The organism is Faecalibacillus sp. (genome assembly GCF_047023275.1).
Lineage (GTDB): Bacteria > Bacillota_I > Bacilli_A > Erysipelotrichales > Coprobacillaceae > Faecalibacillus.
Genome location: NZ_JBKYAR010000008.1, coordinates 1 through 17,278, shown reverse-complemented (window position 1 = coordinate 17,278; position 17,278 = coordinate 1). Strand labels below are relative to the sequence as shown.

Sequence of the window (17,278 nt, the reverse complement as noted above, 5' to 3'; positions counted from 1 at the left end):
AGGAATTTCATCTTTTTTAGTATAAAACGAAAAAAAGATGATTACTAAGATATACTCAGTAATCATTTTACTGTTTATATAGATAAATTGGAGGGTAGTGTATTTACGCTATTTAATATAGATTTTTGACACTACCATAAATTTCAGGAGGAAAATAAAATGAATGATTTTCAATTTCAAAACACAACAAAAGTTTATTTTGGTAAAGACCAATTAGGTCATTTACATGAAGAAGTTTTAAAATATGGAAAGAGCGTCCTTGTTGTTTATGGTGGCGGATCAATCAAAAAAATTGGACTTTATGACAAAGTCATGAAAGAATTAAAAGATAATCATGTAGAAGTTTATGAACTTGCTGGTGTAGAACCAAATCCAAGACATACAACTGTCAATAAAGGAGCAAAGCTTTGTAAAGAAAACAATATTACAGCTGTTCTTGGAATTGGTGGAGGATCAACAATTGATGCTTCTAAAGCGATTGCTGCTTTAACTCTTGCAGATACAGATAATATTTGGGATTTAGTAGAAAAGAAAGTTGCTTGGCATGATGCTTTACCTGTACTTGCTATGCCTACAATTGCTTCTACTGGAAGTGAAATGGATAAATCATGCGTGATTGCTAATGTAGAAAAAGGTGTAAAAAGTGGAATTAATGGAGATATCTTAAGACCAAGAGCATCTTTTCTAGATCCTACAAATACATTTAGTGTTTCACCTAAACAAACAGCATGTGGTGGATTTGATATCATGGCTCACTTATTTGATATGAACTATTTTGTAAATAGCGATAAATATCCTTTACAATTTAATGTTGTAGAAACATTATTAAGAACAGTTCGCCAACAATTACCAATTGCTGTTGAAGAACCTGAAAACTATTCAGCTAGAGCAACAATGTTATGGGCTGCTTCATGGGCTTTAAATAGTTTCTGTACATCAGGATATAAAACTCAAGCACAACTTCATGCTCTTGAACAATTCTCATCAACTTATGATATGACTCATGGTTTAGCTCTTGCAATCATTACTCCTAAATGGATGACTTATTTACTAAATAAAGATGAAACTGTGGCTGGAGACTTTGCTCGTTTTGGTTTAAATGTGATGGGTATTCAAGATCAAGGTAATGATAAAGATAATGCAAAAGCTGGAATTGAAGCTTTACAAAACTTCATTAAAGATGAACTTCATTTACCTACAACACTTAGTGAAATGAATATTACAGATGAAAAATTTGATGAATTAAAAGTAAAAGCATGTTATGGTCAAGATTCTTTACCAAGAGCTTATCGACCATTAACTCAAGAAGATTGTTTAAATATTTATAAAATGTGTTTATAAAAGGAGGCGTTGTGCTTCCTTTTTGTTTATAATAAAGTAAAGGGGTGGTTTTATGAATAATGTTGTACACTTTAATATGATTCTAGAAATCAATCAATTACTTAAAGAAAATAATATAGAATATTCAATTCATGGTGTTGGAGGATGTACATGCTGTGGTTTAGAACTTAGACAAGAAGGTAAAAGTTATCCTACAGATAAGATTTTAGAAATCATTAATGGTTATTTAAAAAATCATTGGATTTATGTCCAAGAAAACAAAAATCAACCAGGTTTTCTTACAGTTCATTCTAAATTTGATAAAAAACCTTGACTATAAAGTAACTCTATAGTGTTAGATAGAGTTAAGGAAGGGGTGTTATCTATGAAAACACACGAATTAGAAAAGGAATTAGGAATCTCAAAACATACCATCTTCTATTATGAAAAAGAAGGAATCGTTACCCCACAAAGAGATGACAATGGCTATCGTAGTTATAGCCAAGAAGATCTTCAAAAATTGATTATGGTAAAATTCTTGCGAAACCTTAATATTTCAATTGATGATGTCAAAGCCATCTTAAATAATGAACTAGATTTTAAAGAATGTTTAAAAATCAATCAAATACATCTAGAAAAACAAATAAAAAGTTTAGAAGAAGTCCAAGAAAATATTGAAATGTATGTAAGTAAAGATTTACCAATGTTACCTGCTTTACAACAAATTCAAAGAGAAGCTAAGAATTATAAATTAGGTTATCAAAAAACAACAGATACTGTTTCTCTTGGAAGAAGACTTACAAAGAAACTTGCACTTAGAAAATTTTTATATAAGATTCCTGCGGCAATCACCCCATCATTTATCTTGTGGATTTGTACAGTTGCTCTATTTGATGAAAATTTTGAAAATCCAACAACATTAATCATTATCTTTATTTTATTAATGATTCTTTTTGTGAATATCTTTGTTGCAACAGAATTTCAATTTTCACAAATATGGTTAAAAATGCCATTGGATCAAACAATGAATCAATCTGTAGAATTTTTAAGAGATGGAATTCGCTATTATCAATTTCATGGATATTTTAATAATTTAAAATATTATTATGGTGTTTTATTTAATAAAGCAGAAAAATATATGCAATTTTATAAGTATGAAGATATTCAAAGTGTAGAACTTCTTTTAAAACATCGTTATGAAAGTTATGGAACACCAATTGCGAAAGATTGGTATGTTCTTGACTATCGCTTTGAATTTAAAGATGGCAATCATTTCTATTTCTATTGGCCGATTACATTAGATGATGATTCTCGTTTTATTGGAACAATCTTAGATGAAAAGGTAGAAAATGTGATCGATAAAGATCATGTGATTGAGGCTTTGAAAAATGGTATTCATTTAAATGACTATGTAAAAAAGGCTGAAAACTAATTCAGTCTTTTTATAAATAATATTATTTATAATAAATTTGATAAAAAACTTGACTATAAAGTGACTCTATAGTGTTAGATAAAGTTAAGGAAGGGATGTTATCTATGAAAACACATGAATTAGAAAAGGAATTGGGAATTTCAAAACATACCATCTTCTATTATGAAAAAGAAGGAATCGTTACCCCACAAAGAGATGACAATGGCTATCGTAGTTATAGCCAAGAAGATCTTCAAAAATTGATTATGGTAAAATTCTTGCGAAACCTTAATATTTCAATTGATGATGTCAAAGCCATCTTAAATAATGAACTAGATTTTAAAGAATGTTTAAAAATCAATCAAATACATCTAGAAAAACAAATAAAAAGTTTAGAAGAAGTCCAAGAAAATATTGAAATGTATGTAAGTAAAGATTTACCAATGTTACCTGCTTTACAACAAATTCAAAGAGAAACAAAGAATTATAAATTAGGTTATCAAAAAACAACAGATACTGTATCTCTTGGAAGAAGACTTACAAAGAAACTCGCACTTAGAAAATTCTTATATAAATTTATTCCTACATTTTTAATTGTTTTATTCTTTAGTGCTGTAAATGAGCAAGATATTTTAACAAGAATATTTTCAGTATTAGTGATTTCATTTGTACTTACAAATGGATTTATAGCTGCTGATTTCCAATTTTCACAATTATGGTTAAGATTACCATTAGATCAAACATTAAGTCAATCTGTAGAATTTTTAAATGATCGTATTCGTTATTATCGTTTTAAAGGTTTTATGGATAATGTGAAATATTTTTATGCTGTTTTATTTGGAAAAGAAGATAAGTTTATGAATGAATATAAATATGAAGATATTCAAAGTGTAGAACTTCTTTTAAAACATCGTTATGAAAATTATGGAACACCAATTGCAAGAGATTGGTATGTTCTTGATTATCGCTTTGAATTTAAAGATGGAAATCATTTCTATTTTTATTGGCCTTTTACTATTGATGATGATGCACGTTTTATTGGGACAATCTTAGATGAAAAGGTTGAAAATGTGATTGATAAAGATCATGTCATTGATGCTTTAAAAAATGGTATTCATTTAAATGACTATATGAAAAAGACTGAAGATTAATTCAGTCTTTTTTTAATAAAGTTGTCTATGGCTTTGATTGTTTGATTTTGTTGACTTTTACGAGAAATGGTTGCCTGTGCATCTCCTTTTTGATGACCATAATTTCCAAAGTTAGCATGATTGCCACCTTGAATCACCACGATATTTCTTTTATAGTTGATTTTCTTTTTTACACTTGTATTTAAAGATCCATAGATGGTAAGTGCATCTTGATCTGAAACATCGCCATAAATATACGAACCTAAAAGAATTAAGCCATCTATTTTTTCTTTGTTTTTAGAAACATAAGAAGAAGCCATCGCACCACCCATAGAATGACCACAAACATACCAATGTTCTATATGAGGATATTTTTCAATAATTTTATTAGCAGCATTTTTATTAAAAATAGCCATTTTAAAAGGCATATTGACTAAGTAACAGTTATATCCCTTCTTTTCTAATTGTTCAAGTAAAGGAAGATAAGCTGTATTTTCTACTTTAGCTCCAGGATAGAAAATAATACCCACATCACTAGTCTTTTGAGGAGTTAAAGTAATAAGATTAGAATTTACTTGTTTTACTTCTTGGTGATTTAAGATTTCTAAAGCATCCTCTTGTGCATGATAATAATCATTGACATAAAAGCCAAAACCACCTACACATAGAATGAGAATAATTGATAAGGTAATCAGTATTTTCTTTTTCACGTCTAACAATCCTCATGACTATGTTTATAGTATTGTTGGATTTGAGGTGGAAATTGGTTAAATGGAAGAGCTTGAACATAAGCTTCATCATTTTTTTCAATAGCTTGATCGTAATACCAACATTTATAATTGAGCATAGAAAGGACTTTTTGAAGTTTTTCCATTTCTTGTAAAACTTCTTCTTTTTGTTTTTCAAAGATTGCTTTTCTTTGTTTTAAAGTTTTATTTCCTAAAGAACATAAAGACATATATTCCTTTATTTCTTTAATTTCTAAGCCTGATTTTTTTAAACAATCAATAACACGTAAAGTTTCAATTTCACTTTCACTAAATTGTCTAACGTCGTTTACTCTTTTTAAATGAGGAAATAATCCTTCTTTATCATAATAACGAAGAGTTGAAATAGGTAATTGAAACATTTTTGAGATTTCACCAATAGAATACATATAAGTTCCTCCTTTATACTTGACCTAAAGTCAAGTTTAGATGTTATGATAAATGTAACATAGAATGAATGAATATTCAAATCTATGATGGAGGAAAAGGAAAATGGCTAAAAAAATATGTGTGATTAAAACAAGTTTAAGATACAACAGTAATTCTGATCAACTAGCAGATGCTTTTATTCAAGGAGCAAGAGAAAGTGGAAATAGTGTGGAAGAAATAAGTTTAAAAGATAAAAATATTGCCTTTTGTAAAGGTTGTCTTGCTTGTTTAAAATTAGGTGAGTGTGTCATTAAAGATGATGCGAACAGTATTACTGAACACATCAAACAAGCTGATGTTATCGTATGGGCAACACCTATTTATTATTATGAAATGTCAGGACAAATGAAAGTTATGATTGATCGTGCAAATTCACTTTATGAAACAGATTATCAATTTAGAGATGTTTATTTACTTTCGACGGCTGCTGAAAATGAAGAAGGTGTTGATTGTCGTGCTATCAATGGATTAAAAGGATGGGTTGCATGTTATCCTAAATCTCATTTTGTTGGAAGTGTTTTTGCTGGTGGAGTTGATGGTCCAAATACGATTAAAGACCATCCTGCTTTAAAGAAGGCTTATGACATGGGAAAAGCAATTCAATAAAAAAGGTTTATTTTAATAATTATTTGAGGTTTATGTTTTTTATAAATAAACAGATTCATCAAAAAATATAGGGAAAAAGGAGAGTGAAGCGATGTTATTAGAAGTTAATGGTTATACATTTGAGGTTGAATTAGAAAATAATACAAGTGCCAACGCTTTAAAGGAATATGTTTCTAAAGAAAAAAGAATACTTATTTTAGATGATTATGGAAACTTTGAAAAAGTAGGAGAATTAGGAACAATACTACCACGTAATGATGAAACTATTACGACAAAAGAGGGAGATCTTATTTTATATCTAGGTAATAAATTATGTCTTTACTATAATCAAAATACTTGGGATTTTACAAAATTAGGTCATATTAAAGATACAACGCATTTAAAAGAAGCTTTAGGAAAAGGAAGTGTTCAAGTAACACTTGCAATGGAATAAAAAATGATGAAGAAGATATTAAAAATCATAGGTATTGTGATTGTAAGTATTGCTATTGTTGCTGTGTTGTTTATTGAATTTTGGCCAAGTTTAGGTGGAAGTGTGACAGATAAAGATCAAAAAGAATATAAAGCAAGAAATTCTTTATATAAAAAAGGAATATTTCATGGAAATCCTGAAATTCAATTAATGACAGGGAAAAAGAGTGAATATAAAAATGAAGAAAAAGTTCCTAAGGGTGAAATACCTGTTCATCAATTGAAGAAAATAGAAAAAGCAAAGAAAGATGAACTAAAATGGATTTGGTTTGGACATTCAAGCTCTATGCTTCAAATAGAAGGAAAGAATGTCTTAATGGATCCTGTTTTTTCAAACTATAGTTCGCCGGTTCCTTTTATTGGACCAAAACGTTTTTCTAAATTACCCATAGATATAGAAAATATGCCAAGTATTGATGTTCTTGCCATATCACATGATCACTATGATCATTTAGATTATCAAACAATTAAACAAATAGATAAAAAAGTTAAAGAGTATTGTGTTCCTTTAGGCGTCGAAAAACATCTTCTTCGTTGGGGAATCAATGAAAAGAAAATTCACGTTATGAATTGGTGGGATGAAGTAAAAATAGACGGACTAACGATTACTTCAACACCAGGTAGACATTTTACCGGACGTGTTCCTTGGAAAAACAATACAACATTGTGGAGTGGTTATGTTTTTAAAAATGATAAATATACAACTTATTTTACAGGAGATACCGGTTATGGAAATCATTTCAAAGAAGTTTATGAAAAGTTTGGTGCCATTGATTTCTTAATGATTGAAGATGGACAATATGACAAGTCTTGGTCTAACATTCATATGTTACCAAAAGATGGTATTCAAGCAATGAAAGATCTTCATGCAAAGTGGACAGTTCCTGTTCATTGGGGTGCTTTTTGTATTTGTAATCATGCATGGGATGATCCAATTAAACAAATTACCGCAAGATCACAAAAAGAAAACTTAAATGTGGCGACACCAAAGATTGGGGAAATTGTCGATTATAGTCATATAGAAACTTATCAAGAACATTGGTGGGAAAATGTTGAATAGTTTTTTTCATATTATGAAAAAAATTTTAACGATTTTCCTTTATAATGTTTATAGAAAAAATCAAATGGAAACAAGGAGGTAATGAAAATGGGATTTCCTAAAGGATTTTTATGGGGTGGAGCAGTAGCTGCCAACCAATGCGAAGGAGCTTATTTAGAAGATGGTAAAGGTTTATCAGTACCAGATATGTTATTAGGTGGGGATGTTAATACACCAAGAACATTCTTACCAAAAACAGATCCAGAAGCTTTTTATCCTAGTCATGAAGCAGTAGATTTCTATCATCATTATAAAGAAGATATTGCTTTATTTGCTGAAATGGGATGGAAAGTATTCAGATTATCAATTAACTGGGGACGTATTTTCCCAAATGGGGATGATGAAGAACCAAATGAAGCAGGTTTAGCTTTCTATGACAAAGTATTTGATGAATGTCATAAACATGGTATGGAACCATTAGTTACTTTATGTCACTATGAAATTCCATGGAACATTGTAACAAAATATAACGGATTCTCAGATCGTAGAGTCATTGATATGTTCGTTAAATATGCAACAACTTGTATGAAACGTTATAAAGATAAAGTTAAATATTGGTTAACATTCAACGAAATCAATAATCCATGTGGAGAAGATGCTGGTCTTGGTAATCTTTACGGACTTGGATTAATGGATCCAGAAGATGTCAATGCAGATCATAGAATTCCATTAAATGAATTAAAATCAAATGAACAAATTATGTTTGAAGCATTACACAATGAATTTGTAGCAAGTGCAAGAACAGTTATTGAAGGTCATAAAATCAATCCAGATTTCATGATTGGTAATATGATTGCACATACAACTTTATATCCACTTACACCAAATCCAAAAGATATCTTAGCTGCATTTGATGAAGATAACTTTAAAAATAATTTCTGTGGAGATGTACAAGTACGTGGAGAATATCCATCATTTATCTTCAGATATTTTAAAGAACATAATATTGATACTTCATATATTACAGAAGAAGATAAAAAAATCATTAAAGAAGGAACAGTGGACTTCTATACATTCTCATATTATATGTCAAACTGTGTAACAGTAGATGAAAATGCTGAAACTACTGCAGGTAATATGTCAAAAGGTGCTAAAAACCCATACTTAAAAGCATCTGATTGGGGATGGCAAATTGATCCTGATGGTTTAAGATACACATTAAACTTATTACATGATCGTTATCCACATACTCCATTAATGATTGTAGAAAATGGTTTTGGAGCATTTGATACAGTAGAAGAAGATGGATCAATTCATGATGATTATCGTATTGATTACTTCAAAGGACATATTCATGCAATGAAAGAATCTATTGAAGATGGTGTACCATTAATTGGATATACAACTTGGGGACCAATTGATTTAGTATCAGCTGGAACAGGACAATATGCAAAACGTTATGGATTTATTTATGTAGATAGACATGATGATGGAACTGGAGATTTCTCTAGAAGTAAAAAAGATTCATTCTATTGGTATAAAAAAGTTTGTGAATCTAACGGTGAAGAAATTTAATATAATAAAAGGACGATGCGTGCGCATCGTCCAATTTTTTTAATTATTTTTAATATAAGGATTATGGTAGAAAGAATAGACGAGTTGAACTGTCATTACACACCAGATAACTGGTTCACAGAAAATAACAGCCATATATTGAAAACGTGGAATTAAAAAGATAACAAAGATAATTTTTCCAAAGAATTCAATGACACTTGAAATTAAAGGAAGAATTTTTTGTCCAATTCCTTGAAGCGCATAACGTGTTTGCATCAATATTCCAAGTACAGCATAGAAAGGACCTACAATTGTAAGATAAAGTGTTCCATTATGTAAAACAACTTCTTTACTTGAACCAGATATTAATTTCACTAAAGAAGAACCAAATAATAAGATAATACAAGTTACAATAGCTGCACCAACAATGTCATAGATATAAGCATAACGGAGTGCTTGTTTAATTCTATCTTTTTGATTAGCCCCTTTGTTTTGAGAAACAAAAGTTGAAATAGCAAGAGCCATCGCTGTAAAAGGCATATTAAAGAACATGTAAAGCTTTCTTGCAGCAGTATGTCCAGCGATAATTAAATAACCTAAATTATTAATACCATATTGTAAAATGACAGAACCAGCTGAAACAATACAACTCATAAATCCCATTGAGAACCCTTGACCTAATAATTCTTTATAAAGATCTTTATCAACTTCAAAATGTTCTTTTTTAGGAAGTAATAAAGGTGTCTTTTTAAACATATAAATAATACATAAAATAACGGAAGTCCCTTGGGAAATAACAGTTGCCACCGCAGCACCTTGAACCCCCATATTTAATTGAGTAATAAATACTAAATCTAAAATAATATTTAAAACAGATGAAACAACCAAGAAAACAAGAGGCATCACACTATTACCAATGGCTCTCATTAACCCAGCACATAAGTTATAGGCAAACATTACAATAATAAATAAAACAATAAAGAAAATATAACTATAAGCTTCGTCAATAATGTTTGCAGGTGTATTTAATAAATGAAGAAGTGGTTGTAAGAAAATCAAACCAATAAGAGTAAGTCCTATTGAAACAACAATTCCAATAACTAAAGAACTAGCAACTGATTTCTTTAATAATTTTTCATCTTTAGAACCAAAACTTCTTGCAGTAACAATAGCAAGACCATTTCCAATTCCTAAAGCAAAACCAACAAGTAGATCATAAATAGAGGTACATGATCCAATGGCTGCTAATGAAGCATCTCCTAAAAAGTTTCCAACAATCATGGTATCAACAGTATTATAAAGTTGTTGGAAGATATTTGATATAAATAGTGGTAATGCAAAGATGATGAGTGATTTAAAGATAGGTCCATGAATCAAATCAACATTTGCATTAAATGATTTACGTTTTATCGAATCCATATTCTTCTCCTATTCTGTAATATTTCGATTAAAGATTTCAACAAGTGTAAAAATACCATCTTCATATTCATATTTTTGAATACAACAATTATAAAATCTTTCAGTCTTCTTTACTTTAGCATGTTCTTCCCATGCACGATAGAACTGAGCACACGCTGCCCCATGAGAAACTGCTAAAACTACTTGATGATCATCCTTACTCATGATTTCAGTTAATGTTTTATTCATGCGTTCTCTAAGTTCAAGTTCACCTTCGCCACCAAATTGTTTAAAGAAATCACCATAAGGTAGTTTAGGATTTAAACATTCATCTTTTCCTTCAAAAGCGCCAAAGTTCCATTCTTTTAAACCTTTTAACCTTGTATAAGGCATATCTGTAATGATTTCTAAAGTATCTGAAGCTCTTTCAGAAGTAGAAGCATAAGCATGATCAAAAGTAATATTTGTAAAGTATTCTTTTGCCATTTGTGCTTGTTTAATTCCTAAAGGTGTAAGAGGTGCATCACACCAACCTTGTATTTTATGTTGTAGATTGAACAAAGTCTGTCCATGTCTCATTAAATAGAGTGTTTTTTTCATGATAAATCTCCCCCAAGTTTACTTTAATCGATAATATTATAAAAGTACAATACCTAAATAGCAATCTGCTATAACTGAAAATAATAGTAAATATAGAATTTAAAAAGTACCATAAAAAAATACCAAATACAAAATATTAATATATAGTAAAAAAATAAGAAACAATAGATATAATATTGTAATCGCTTACAGTAGGCAAAAATGATAACATATGTCTTGCGAAAGGGAGGAAAAGAATGATGAAAATAATGAAAAAAGCATTTGCAATGTTTGTTGCTGTATTTACATTACTAGCAACATTATGTATGATTCCAGTTTCAGCTGCTGGAACAGTTGTTGCTCAACTTTATGGACGTATCGAAGATAATGGGCAAGCAATTTATAAAATGGTATTAGATTATGGAAATGTTAAAGTATCAGGAGTAGATAAAGATACATATACTGTACATGCAAAAACAAGTACAGAAGGAAAAAGACCAGCTGATGAAACAGCATATGGAGATAAAGATCAAGATAGAACTATTGTTCGTGTAGAAGAAAAAGGAACAAAAGTTGAAATTTATTTTGATGAAAATGATGGAGCTGCTGGAACATTATCATATTTAGCTACCGGTGCTAGAAATATTCCTGTAGATATTGAATATACAGTTACTCAAAATACTCCAGTTAAAGTAAGTGCAATGGATGGAACAGATTTAGGAGAAGACACTTTTGTTTATTCATGTACTAACACAGTTGAAGATGAAGAAACTGCTAAATTTACATCTGTAAAAGTAGACAATGGTATTAATTACCAATACTATGATGCAGGTGATGCAGATTCATTAATCGTTTGGTTCCATGGAAATGGTGAAGGAGATTATAAAGGTTCTCAAAATAACGTTGCTCAATTATTAGCTAACAGAGGAACAGTTGCATGGGCTACAGATGAAGCTCAAGAAATTTTTGGTAAAGCACATGTTATGTCTTTCCAAGCACCAGATACATGGTACTATGCACAAAAAGATGGTTTATTAGAAAAAGCATACAATGAAATTCAAGAAGTTATTTCTAAAAAAGGAATCGATCCTAAAAAAGTATATGTTTCAGGATGTTCTGCAGGTGGATATATGACAACACGTATGTTAATTAAATATCCAAACTTATTTAAAGCTGCAATGATCAACTGTCCAGCTTTAGATGTTGCTACTAAACGTGGTGGAGAAACACCAACTGATGAAGAATTAGCATCATTAAAAAATTCTCCAACAGCTATTTGGTTAGTTCAAGGTGCAACAGATGGAACAGTTAATACAGAAGATTGTTCAAAACGTTTATTCAAAGCATTAACAGATGGACAAGAACTTGTAGAATCAAGACATGAACAAGCATTAGATTCTGATTTCACTACAACTGAAACAAAAGATGGTAAATATAAAATTTCTTTATATGATACAACTGAAGCAGGTAAATTACAATTTGGTGAAGATTTTGATCAAGATGGTGTAAAAACTCTTGTAGAATTCAGTAATCACTGGTCATGGATTTATACATTAAATAATAATCCAGAATCTGCTGATGGAACAAGTATTTGGAAATGGGCTGCAAATTACAATGTAACTGATACATCTACAAAAACAGATGATAAAACAGATAATACACAAAAACCATCACAACCAACAACTGATAAAACTACTAACAGTGTTGAAACAGGTGATAATACAGTGATGAGTTCATATGCTATTATGATGTTACTTGCAGCAGGTGCTTATACTGCTATTAAAAAAACAGCTGAATAATATTAAAATAAAAAAGCATAAAGAAGTTCAGTTTTCTAAAAAAGAAAATTGAACTTTTTCTTTATGTTTTTTAATAACCCAATTAATCGTAAGTTTCTTTTTTATAAAAAATTTATATAAAATATTTCTAATGTTACATTCGATGTAATATGTGACAAATAAGTTGTTTGGATTGTTTTTTATGATATATTAAATATGTATGATTATATAAGGAGATCTATCTATGAGTAAAACCAATTTGACAATAGAGTACATTCTTAAAGCAGCTAACAATATGGAATTTGATAATTCAGATACTTATATATCCAGAATACTATTTGAACATTATAATAAAATACCAACTTATACATTAGAAAACATTGTTACTGTTTTAAATGTATCAAAACCTAAATTTAAAACATATCTTAATCAATTGGGATGTAAAAATTATACTTCTTTTAAAGATGAAGTTATTTTTGAAAGAATAATAAGAATTAAACAAATTAAAGATAGATATGAATTATTTGAAAAAGATAAGATTATAAAAATAATGAATCAATTTAGAAAACAACCAATTGATATGAATAAAGTAGATAAAATATGCAAACAAATAAATGAACATGAAAGATTTATTGTATATGGATCACCAACACTTTTAAATTTATTATTTGATTTTCAAGTAGATATGAAAATATTTGATAAAACGGTTTTGTTAAGTTCAGTAAATGATGGAAAAATTTTAGTACCAAAAAATAATGATCTTATTGGTCTCTTTACAGCAACAGGAAGATTATTAGGTTGTTGTGATGCAAAATTTCAAGAAATTGTTTTAGATACAAAAAATACCAAAATACTTTTCAGTAAAGCTCAAATAAATAGTGAATATGTTGATTTTAATTTTTCTATGGATACAGATAATGATTATTATGAAATGCATTATGTTTTTTTATTTTTATTTGATTTAATTAAAGCAAGATATTATGAATTATATATAAAGGAATGAAAATATGATTATAGGAAAAATAATGATGATACAAAATAGTTGTTCAAAAGATAGTGTTGATTATCTGATTAGTAAGAAAATAATGGAATTAAAAGGTAATATTAAGGATTATACATTAAATAGATTTATAGAAGAAGTGGGTGTGTCTAAGACTTCGATGGTCAGATATTTAAAAAATATTAATATTAATAAGTTTTCTTATTTTAAAAATGTTATGTACGAAGAATATATGCATGCGGAAGTAGATATGAAAAAGATGAAAAAGGTTATTAAAAATAATTTTTCTCATGAACAAGTACAAATTTTTAAAAAGATCATGGAATGTAAAAGAATTGTTATATTGGGAGATGGGAATAGATTTGCTTTATTGGTTTGTCAAAAAGCATTAACATATTTAGGATATCCTTGTGAGATACCTGTATATCTTGGTAGTGAAGAAGAAATTATTGATCAGCTTCAACTGGATGAAGATGATTTAGTTATTATTATAAGTTTACATGAAACATATGATGATTTTTGTACAAATAGATCTGTTTTTTATCAAAATGCTAATTATTTAGATGTAAAAATAAAACCTAAAATTGGATTTATAGGAGTTGCTCCTAAAGAAAATCATCTTTATTTTAATTATAATACTGCACAAGAAAGTTTTGATAAACGCATTAATGCGTTGCAACTGTTTTTCTTAAATCTTGTACAATATATTCTTTATAAAAAAGGAATATAAAAAGGTGTATTTATGCTACACCTTTTTATTGAAACCAATAACCTAGATAATCATATTTAAAAACACGATATACAAATTTGCCACCAGTTGTCTTAAATGTTTTAAGTAAAGTACCATCCTGACTGTATTCACCCCAAGACATTGCGATACCACTATCAATAATTACATTTCCATCTAATTCTTGAACACTACTTACATATCCTGAATATGCAACAGGAATACTACTTACAAGTTCAACCGTACGATCATTTTCATTAACTAAATATTTATAGTAATAAGATGTTCCTTTCTTTAAATTGTAGTAAGCATTTGAGTAATTTGAATCACTTTTCCAATCATAATCAGGTCGTGTTGTACTTACAGCCAGGTTATTATTATAAAGATAAAGATAATATTGACCTTGAGGTAGGGAATTATCTTCTACATAAGTGACACAATGTTGACCAGCTTGCATTGAAAAATCACTTGTTTTATTTAAAAGCAGTGAATCATAACCACTTTCTTGCCAAAAGTTATCAGAACCAATCATATAATCAATTGTTGGGTTTGAATAGATATTATCTAATTTAATAATTGTTGATGTTTCTCTTGAACTAATAATTAAACTTGTTTTATCAACTAATGCTAATGAATTAATATGCATCCAATCTAAATCATCTTCACCATCAGGCATTGAAGTTGTTGAATAATAATCAGGTAATAGATCAATCAAATCAACAAGTTCTGTAATATTACCAGAATCTTTTTCAATCATAATAATTTTATCTTCACTAGTTTTAGCATTTTTTTTACTTGCTAGAACAAGGATGTTGTTATTGCTATCAAAAATATAATCATGATGTAATTTATAATTACCTGTATCGTAGATTTTAGAAACATATCCAGTTTGATTCATAGCAACTATTTTTGTACTAGAAATACTAAAATACATTGTGTTGTTTTCAAAAAGAATACGATGACTTCTATAAGAAACAATAGGAATTTCACTACGAATAATACCGTTATTATCATAAAGTCTCATGTAAGCTTGTTCTTCGCTATCTTCAGTGACATCATTTCCAAGAACAGTATAGAGCCCATTGGATAATGATGATGTAGAATTTTCGTCACTTGTTGAAACAGTTAAATATTGATTACCACCTTGAAGAGCAGGAGCATTATAAGACCAAGATAATGTATCAACGATTTTTCCCTCTTTATTTGTAAGTGTTACTGTAATGATATTTGTTTGATTAGGTATTGCACCTATAAGAAGATATTCATGTTCAGTTGTATAACCGCTTAAAGTATTACAATTTAATGTTTGAGAAAAATCTTCATAGTTATCACAATGAATTGTATAGCTTGCTTGCAATTCCTCATTGGTTTTGAAATACATATACACAGATGTTGTATTTGTTCCATAAGGGTTTCTTATTAATAAGGGATTTTGAAAAGTGTAATTATTTAATCTTTTTTGTTTATTAATTTGATTATGTATACGAGTTTGGTATTTTTCAGTATAAATTGTTGAAAGATTCGTACTTGTATTTTTTAGTTTAACATAGTTAATAGAGTTGTTATCGTTACTTGATGCTTCAATAGTTGTAGAATTTAAGAATAGTAAATATAGTGAAGCAATTGAAATTGTTAATAATAATAAAAATATCTTTTTGAATTTATGCATACTTTTAACCTCCGAGCAAATTATGACTATAGAATATGTGAAAAATGTCGAAAACATTTAAACAAATATAAAAAAACAATGAATATAAGGTATAAAAATTGTCTATATAAATAATGTATAAAAAAATAATGAAAAAAATCAAAAAAAGCTTTACAAAAGAAAAAAGAGATGGTAATATAAATGGGTACTCGACGATAGAGACGAGTGAGAGGACATTGAAAACTGAACGAGAAAGAATGAAACACAACGTCAATTAAAAAAGTTTAAACAGAAAAGAGCTAAACAGACTAAGAGATTGTCTGAAAGATATAAGAGACAATGGAGAGTTTGATCCTGGCTCAGGATGAACGCTGGCGGCGTGCCTAATACATGCAAGTCGAACGCATCACTTTGGTGATGAGTGGCGAACGGGTGAGTAATACATAAGTAACCTGGCCCATACAGGGGGATAACTGCTGGAAACGGCAGCTAAGACCGCATATGTGTAGAGATCGCATGAACTCTATATGAAAAGTGCTAAGGCACTGGTAAGGGATGGACTTATGGCGCATTAGCTAGTTGGCAGGGTAAAGGCCTACCAAGGCGACGATGCGTAGCCGACCTGAGAGGGTGACCGGCCACACTGGGACTGAGACACGGCCCAGACTCCTACGGGAGGCAGCAGTAGGGAATTTTCGGCAATGGGGGAAACCCTGACCGAGCAACGCCGCGTGAAGGAAGAAGTAATTCGTTATGTAAACTTCTGTCATAGAGGAAGAACGGTGGATATAGGGAATGATATCCAAGTGACGGTACTCTATAAGAAAGCCACGGCTAACTACGTGCCAGCAGCCGCGGTAATACGTAGGTGGCGAGCGTTATCCGGAATTATTGGGCGTAAAGAGGGAGCAGGCGGCACTAAGGGTCTGTGGTGAAAGATCGAAGCTTAACTTCGGTAAGCCATGGAAACCGTAGAGCTAGAGTGTGTGAGAGGATCGTGGAATTCCATGTGTAGCGGTGAAATGCGTAGATATATGGAGGAACACCAGTGGCGAAGGCGACGATCTGGCGCATAACTGACGCTCAGTCCCGAAAGCGTGGGGAGCAAATAGGATTAGATACCCTAGTAGTCCACGCCGTAAACGATGAGTACTAAGTGTTGGGGGTCAAACCTCAGTGCTGCAGTTAACGCAATAAGTACTCCGCCTGAGTAGTACGTTCGCAAGAATGAAACTCAAAGGAATTGACGGGGGCCCGCACAAGCGGTGGAGCATGTGGTTTAATTCGAAGCAACGCGAAGAACCTTACCAGGTCTTGACATCCTTCTGACCACTCCGTAATGGGAGTCTTCCTTCGGGACAGAAGAGACAGGTGGTGCATGGTTGTCGTCAGCTCGTGTCGTGAGATGTTGGGTTAAGTCC

General features: G+C 30.3%; 16 protein-coding genes and 1 rRNA gene. 12 read left to right on the top strand and 5 right to left on the bottom strand.

The features are described from left to right. Positions 1–159: 159 nt before the first annotated feature. The 4 genes from ACLVEP_RS03915 to ACLVEP_RS03900 all read left to right on the top strand — a co-directional run bounded on the left by ACLVEP_RS03915 (position 160) and on the right by ACLVEP_RS03900 (position 3,882). Positions 160–1,341, top strand: coding sequence for an iron-containing alcohol dehydrogenase (locus ACLVEP_RS03915; protein WP_412582979.1), 1,182 nt, complete (start codon positions 160–162; stop codon positions 1,339–1,341). 52 nt (positions 1,342–1,393) lie between these two features. Next, positions 1,394–1,654, top strand: coding sequence for a hypothetical protein (locus tag ACLVEP_RS03910; protein ID WP_320096965.1), 261 nt, complete (start codon positions 1,394–1,396; stop codon positions 1,652–1,654). Positions 1,655–1,705: 51 nt separating this feature from the next. Further along, positions 1,706–2,752, top strand: coding sequence for a MerR family transcriptional regulator (locus tag ACLVEP_RS03905; protein WP_412582977.1), 1,047 nt, complete (start codon positions 1,706–1,708; stop codon positions 2,750–2,752). A gap of 104 nt (positions 2,753–2,856) precedes the next feature. After that, the gene (locus tag ACLVEP_RS03900; protein WP_412582975.1) at positions 2,857–3,882 is read left to right on the top strand and encodes a MerR family transcriptional regulator; all 1,026 of its coding nucleotides are present in this window, start codon (positions 2,857–2,859) and stop codon (positions 3,880–3,882) included. On the opposite strand, the gene ACLVEP_RS03895 is transcribed toward ACLVEP_RS03900, so the two are convergent. Together ACLVEP_RS03895 and ACLVEP_RS03890 are read right to left on the bottom strand one after the other, a co-directional pair. Beyond that, positions 3,879–4,571 carry an alpha/beta fold hydrolase gene (locus ACLVEP_RS03895; protein WP_412582973.1) on the bottom strand — a complete coding sequence of 231 codons (693 nt, stop codon included), beginning with the start codon at positions 4,569–4,571 and terminating at the stop codon, positions 3,879–3,881. The genes ACLVEP_RS03900 and ACLVEP_RS03895 overlap by 4 nt on opposite strands. A 2-nt stretch (positions 4,572–4,573) precedes the next feature. Then, a complete protein-coding gene (locus tag ACLVEP_RS03890) occupies positions 4,574–5,017 on the bottom strand; it encodes a MerR family transcriptional regulator (RefSeq protein ID WP_412582972.1) in 444 nt (147 codons plus the stop codon). Between the two features lie 103 nt (positions 5,018–5,120). On the opposite strand from ACLVEP_RS03890, the gene ACLVEP_RS03885 reads away from it, so the two are divergent. The 4 genes from ACLVEP_RS03885 (at position 5,121) to ACLVEP_RS03870 (ending at position 8,748) form a co-directional block, all read left to right on the top strand. Beyond that, complete coding sequence (locus ACLVEP_RS03885) at positions 5,121–5,663, top strand: flavodoxin family protein (protein ID WP_412582971.1); 543 nt, start codon at positions 5,121–5,123, stop codon at positions 5,661–5,663. Positions 5,664–5,754: 91 nt separating this feature from the next. Further along, positions 5,755–6,096 (top strand): cyclophilin-like fold protein, encoded by a 342-nt coding sequence (locus tag ACLVEP_RS03880; protein ID WP_412582970.1) that lies wholly within the window; start codon positions 5,755–5,757, stop codon positions 6,094–6,096. Positions 6,097–6,102: 6 nt separating this feature from the next. Beyond that, positions 6,103–7,194 carry an MBL fold metallo-hydrolase gene (locus ACLVEP_RS03875; RefSeq protein WP_412582968.1) on the top strand — a complete coding sequence of 364 codons (1,092 nt, stop codon included), beginning with the start codon at positions 6,103–6,105 and terminating at the stop codon, positions 7,192–7,194. Between the two features lie 87 nt (positions 7,195–7,281). Beyond that, entirely contained in the window at positions 7,282–8,748 is a 1,467-nt protein-coding gene (locus ACLVEP_RS03870; RefSeq protein WP_412582967.1) for a glycoside hydrolase family 1 protein, read from the top strand. A 39-nt stretch (positions 8,749–8,787) separates the two neighbouring features. On the opposite strand, the gene ACLVEP_RS03865 is transcribed toward ACLVEP_RS03870, so the two are convergent. Together ACLVEP_RS03865 and ACLVEP_RS03860 are read right to left on the bottom strand one after the other, a co-directional pair. Then, positions 8,788–10,146 carry an MATE family efflux transporter gene (locus ACLVEP_RS03865; RefSeq protein WP_412582965.1) on the bottom strand — a complete coding sequence of 453 codons (1,359 nt, stop codon included), beginning with the start codon at positions 10,144–10,146 and terminating at the stop codon, positions 8,788–8,790. Positions 10,147–10,155: 9 nt separating this feature from the next. Beyond that, a complete protein-coding gene (locus ACLVEP_RS03860) occupies positions 10,156–10,725 on the bottom strand; it encodes a histidine phosphatase family protein (RefSeq protein WP_412582963.1) in 570 nt (189 codons plus the stop codon). A 236-nt stretch (positions 10,726–10,961) separates the two neighbouring features. Between ACLVEP_RS03860 and ACLVEP_RS03855 the strand changes: the two genes are divergently transcribed. From ACLVEP_RS03855 to ACLVEP_RS03845, 3 genes are all read left to right on the top strand, one after another. Beyond that, the gene (locus ACLVEP_RS03855) at positions 10,962–12,503 is read left to right on the top strand and encodes a prolyl oligopeptidase family serine peptidase (protein WP_412582961.1); all 1,542 of its coding nucleotides are present in this window, start codon (positions 10,962–10,964) and stop codon (positions 12,501–12,503) included. A gap of 223 nt (positions 12,504–12,726) precedes the next feature. Next, positions 12,727–13,485 carry a hypothetical protein gene (locus tag ACLVEP_RS03850; RefSeq protein WP_412582960.1) on the top strand — a complete coding sequence of 253 codons (759 nt, stop codon included), beginning with the start codon at positions 12,727–12,729 and terminating at the stop codon, positions 13,483–13,485. Positions 13,486–13,510: 25 nt separating this feature from the next. Next, positions 13,511–14,212, top strand: coding sequence for a hypothetical protein (locus tag ACLVEP_RS03845; RefSeq protein WP_412582959.1), 702 nt, complete (start codon positions 13,511–13,513; stop codon positions 14,210–14,212). A 25-nt stretch (positions 14,213–14,237) separates the two neighbouring features. On the opposite strand, the gene ACLVEP_RS03840 is transcribed toward ACLVEP_RS03845, so the two are convergent. Then, positions 14,238–15,878, bottom strand: coding sequence for an aryl-sulfate sulfotransferase (locus tag ACLVEP_RS03840; protein ID WP_412582957.1), 1,641 nt, complete (start codon positions 15,876–15,878; stop codon positions 14,238–14,240). A 315-nt stretch (positions 15,879–16,193) separates the two neighbouring features. On the opposite strand from ACLVEP_RS03840, the gene ACLVEP_RS03835 reads away from it, so the two are divergent. Continuing rightward, positions 16,194–17,278 (top strand): 16S ribosomal RNA (locus ACLVEP_RS03835); the annotation flags it as partial.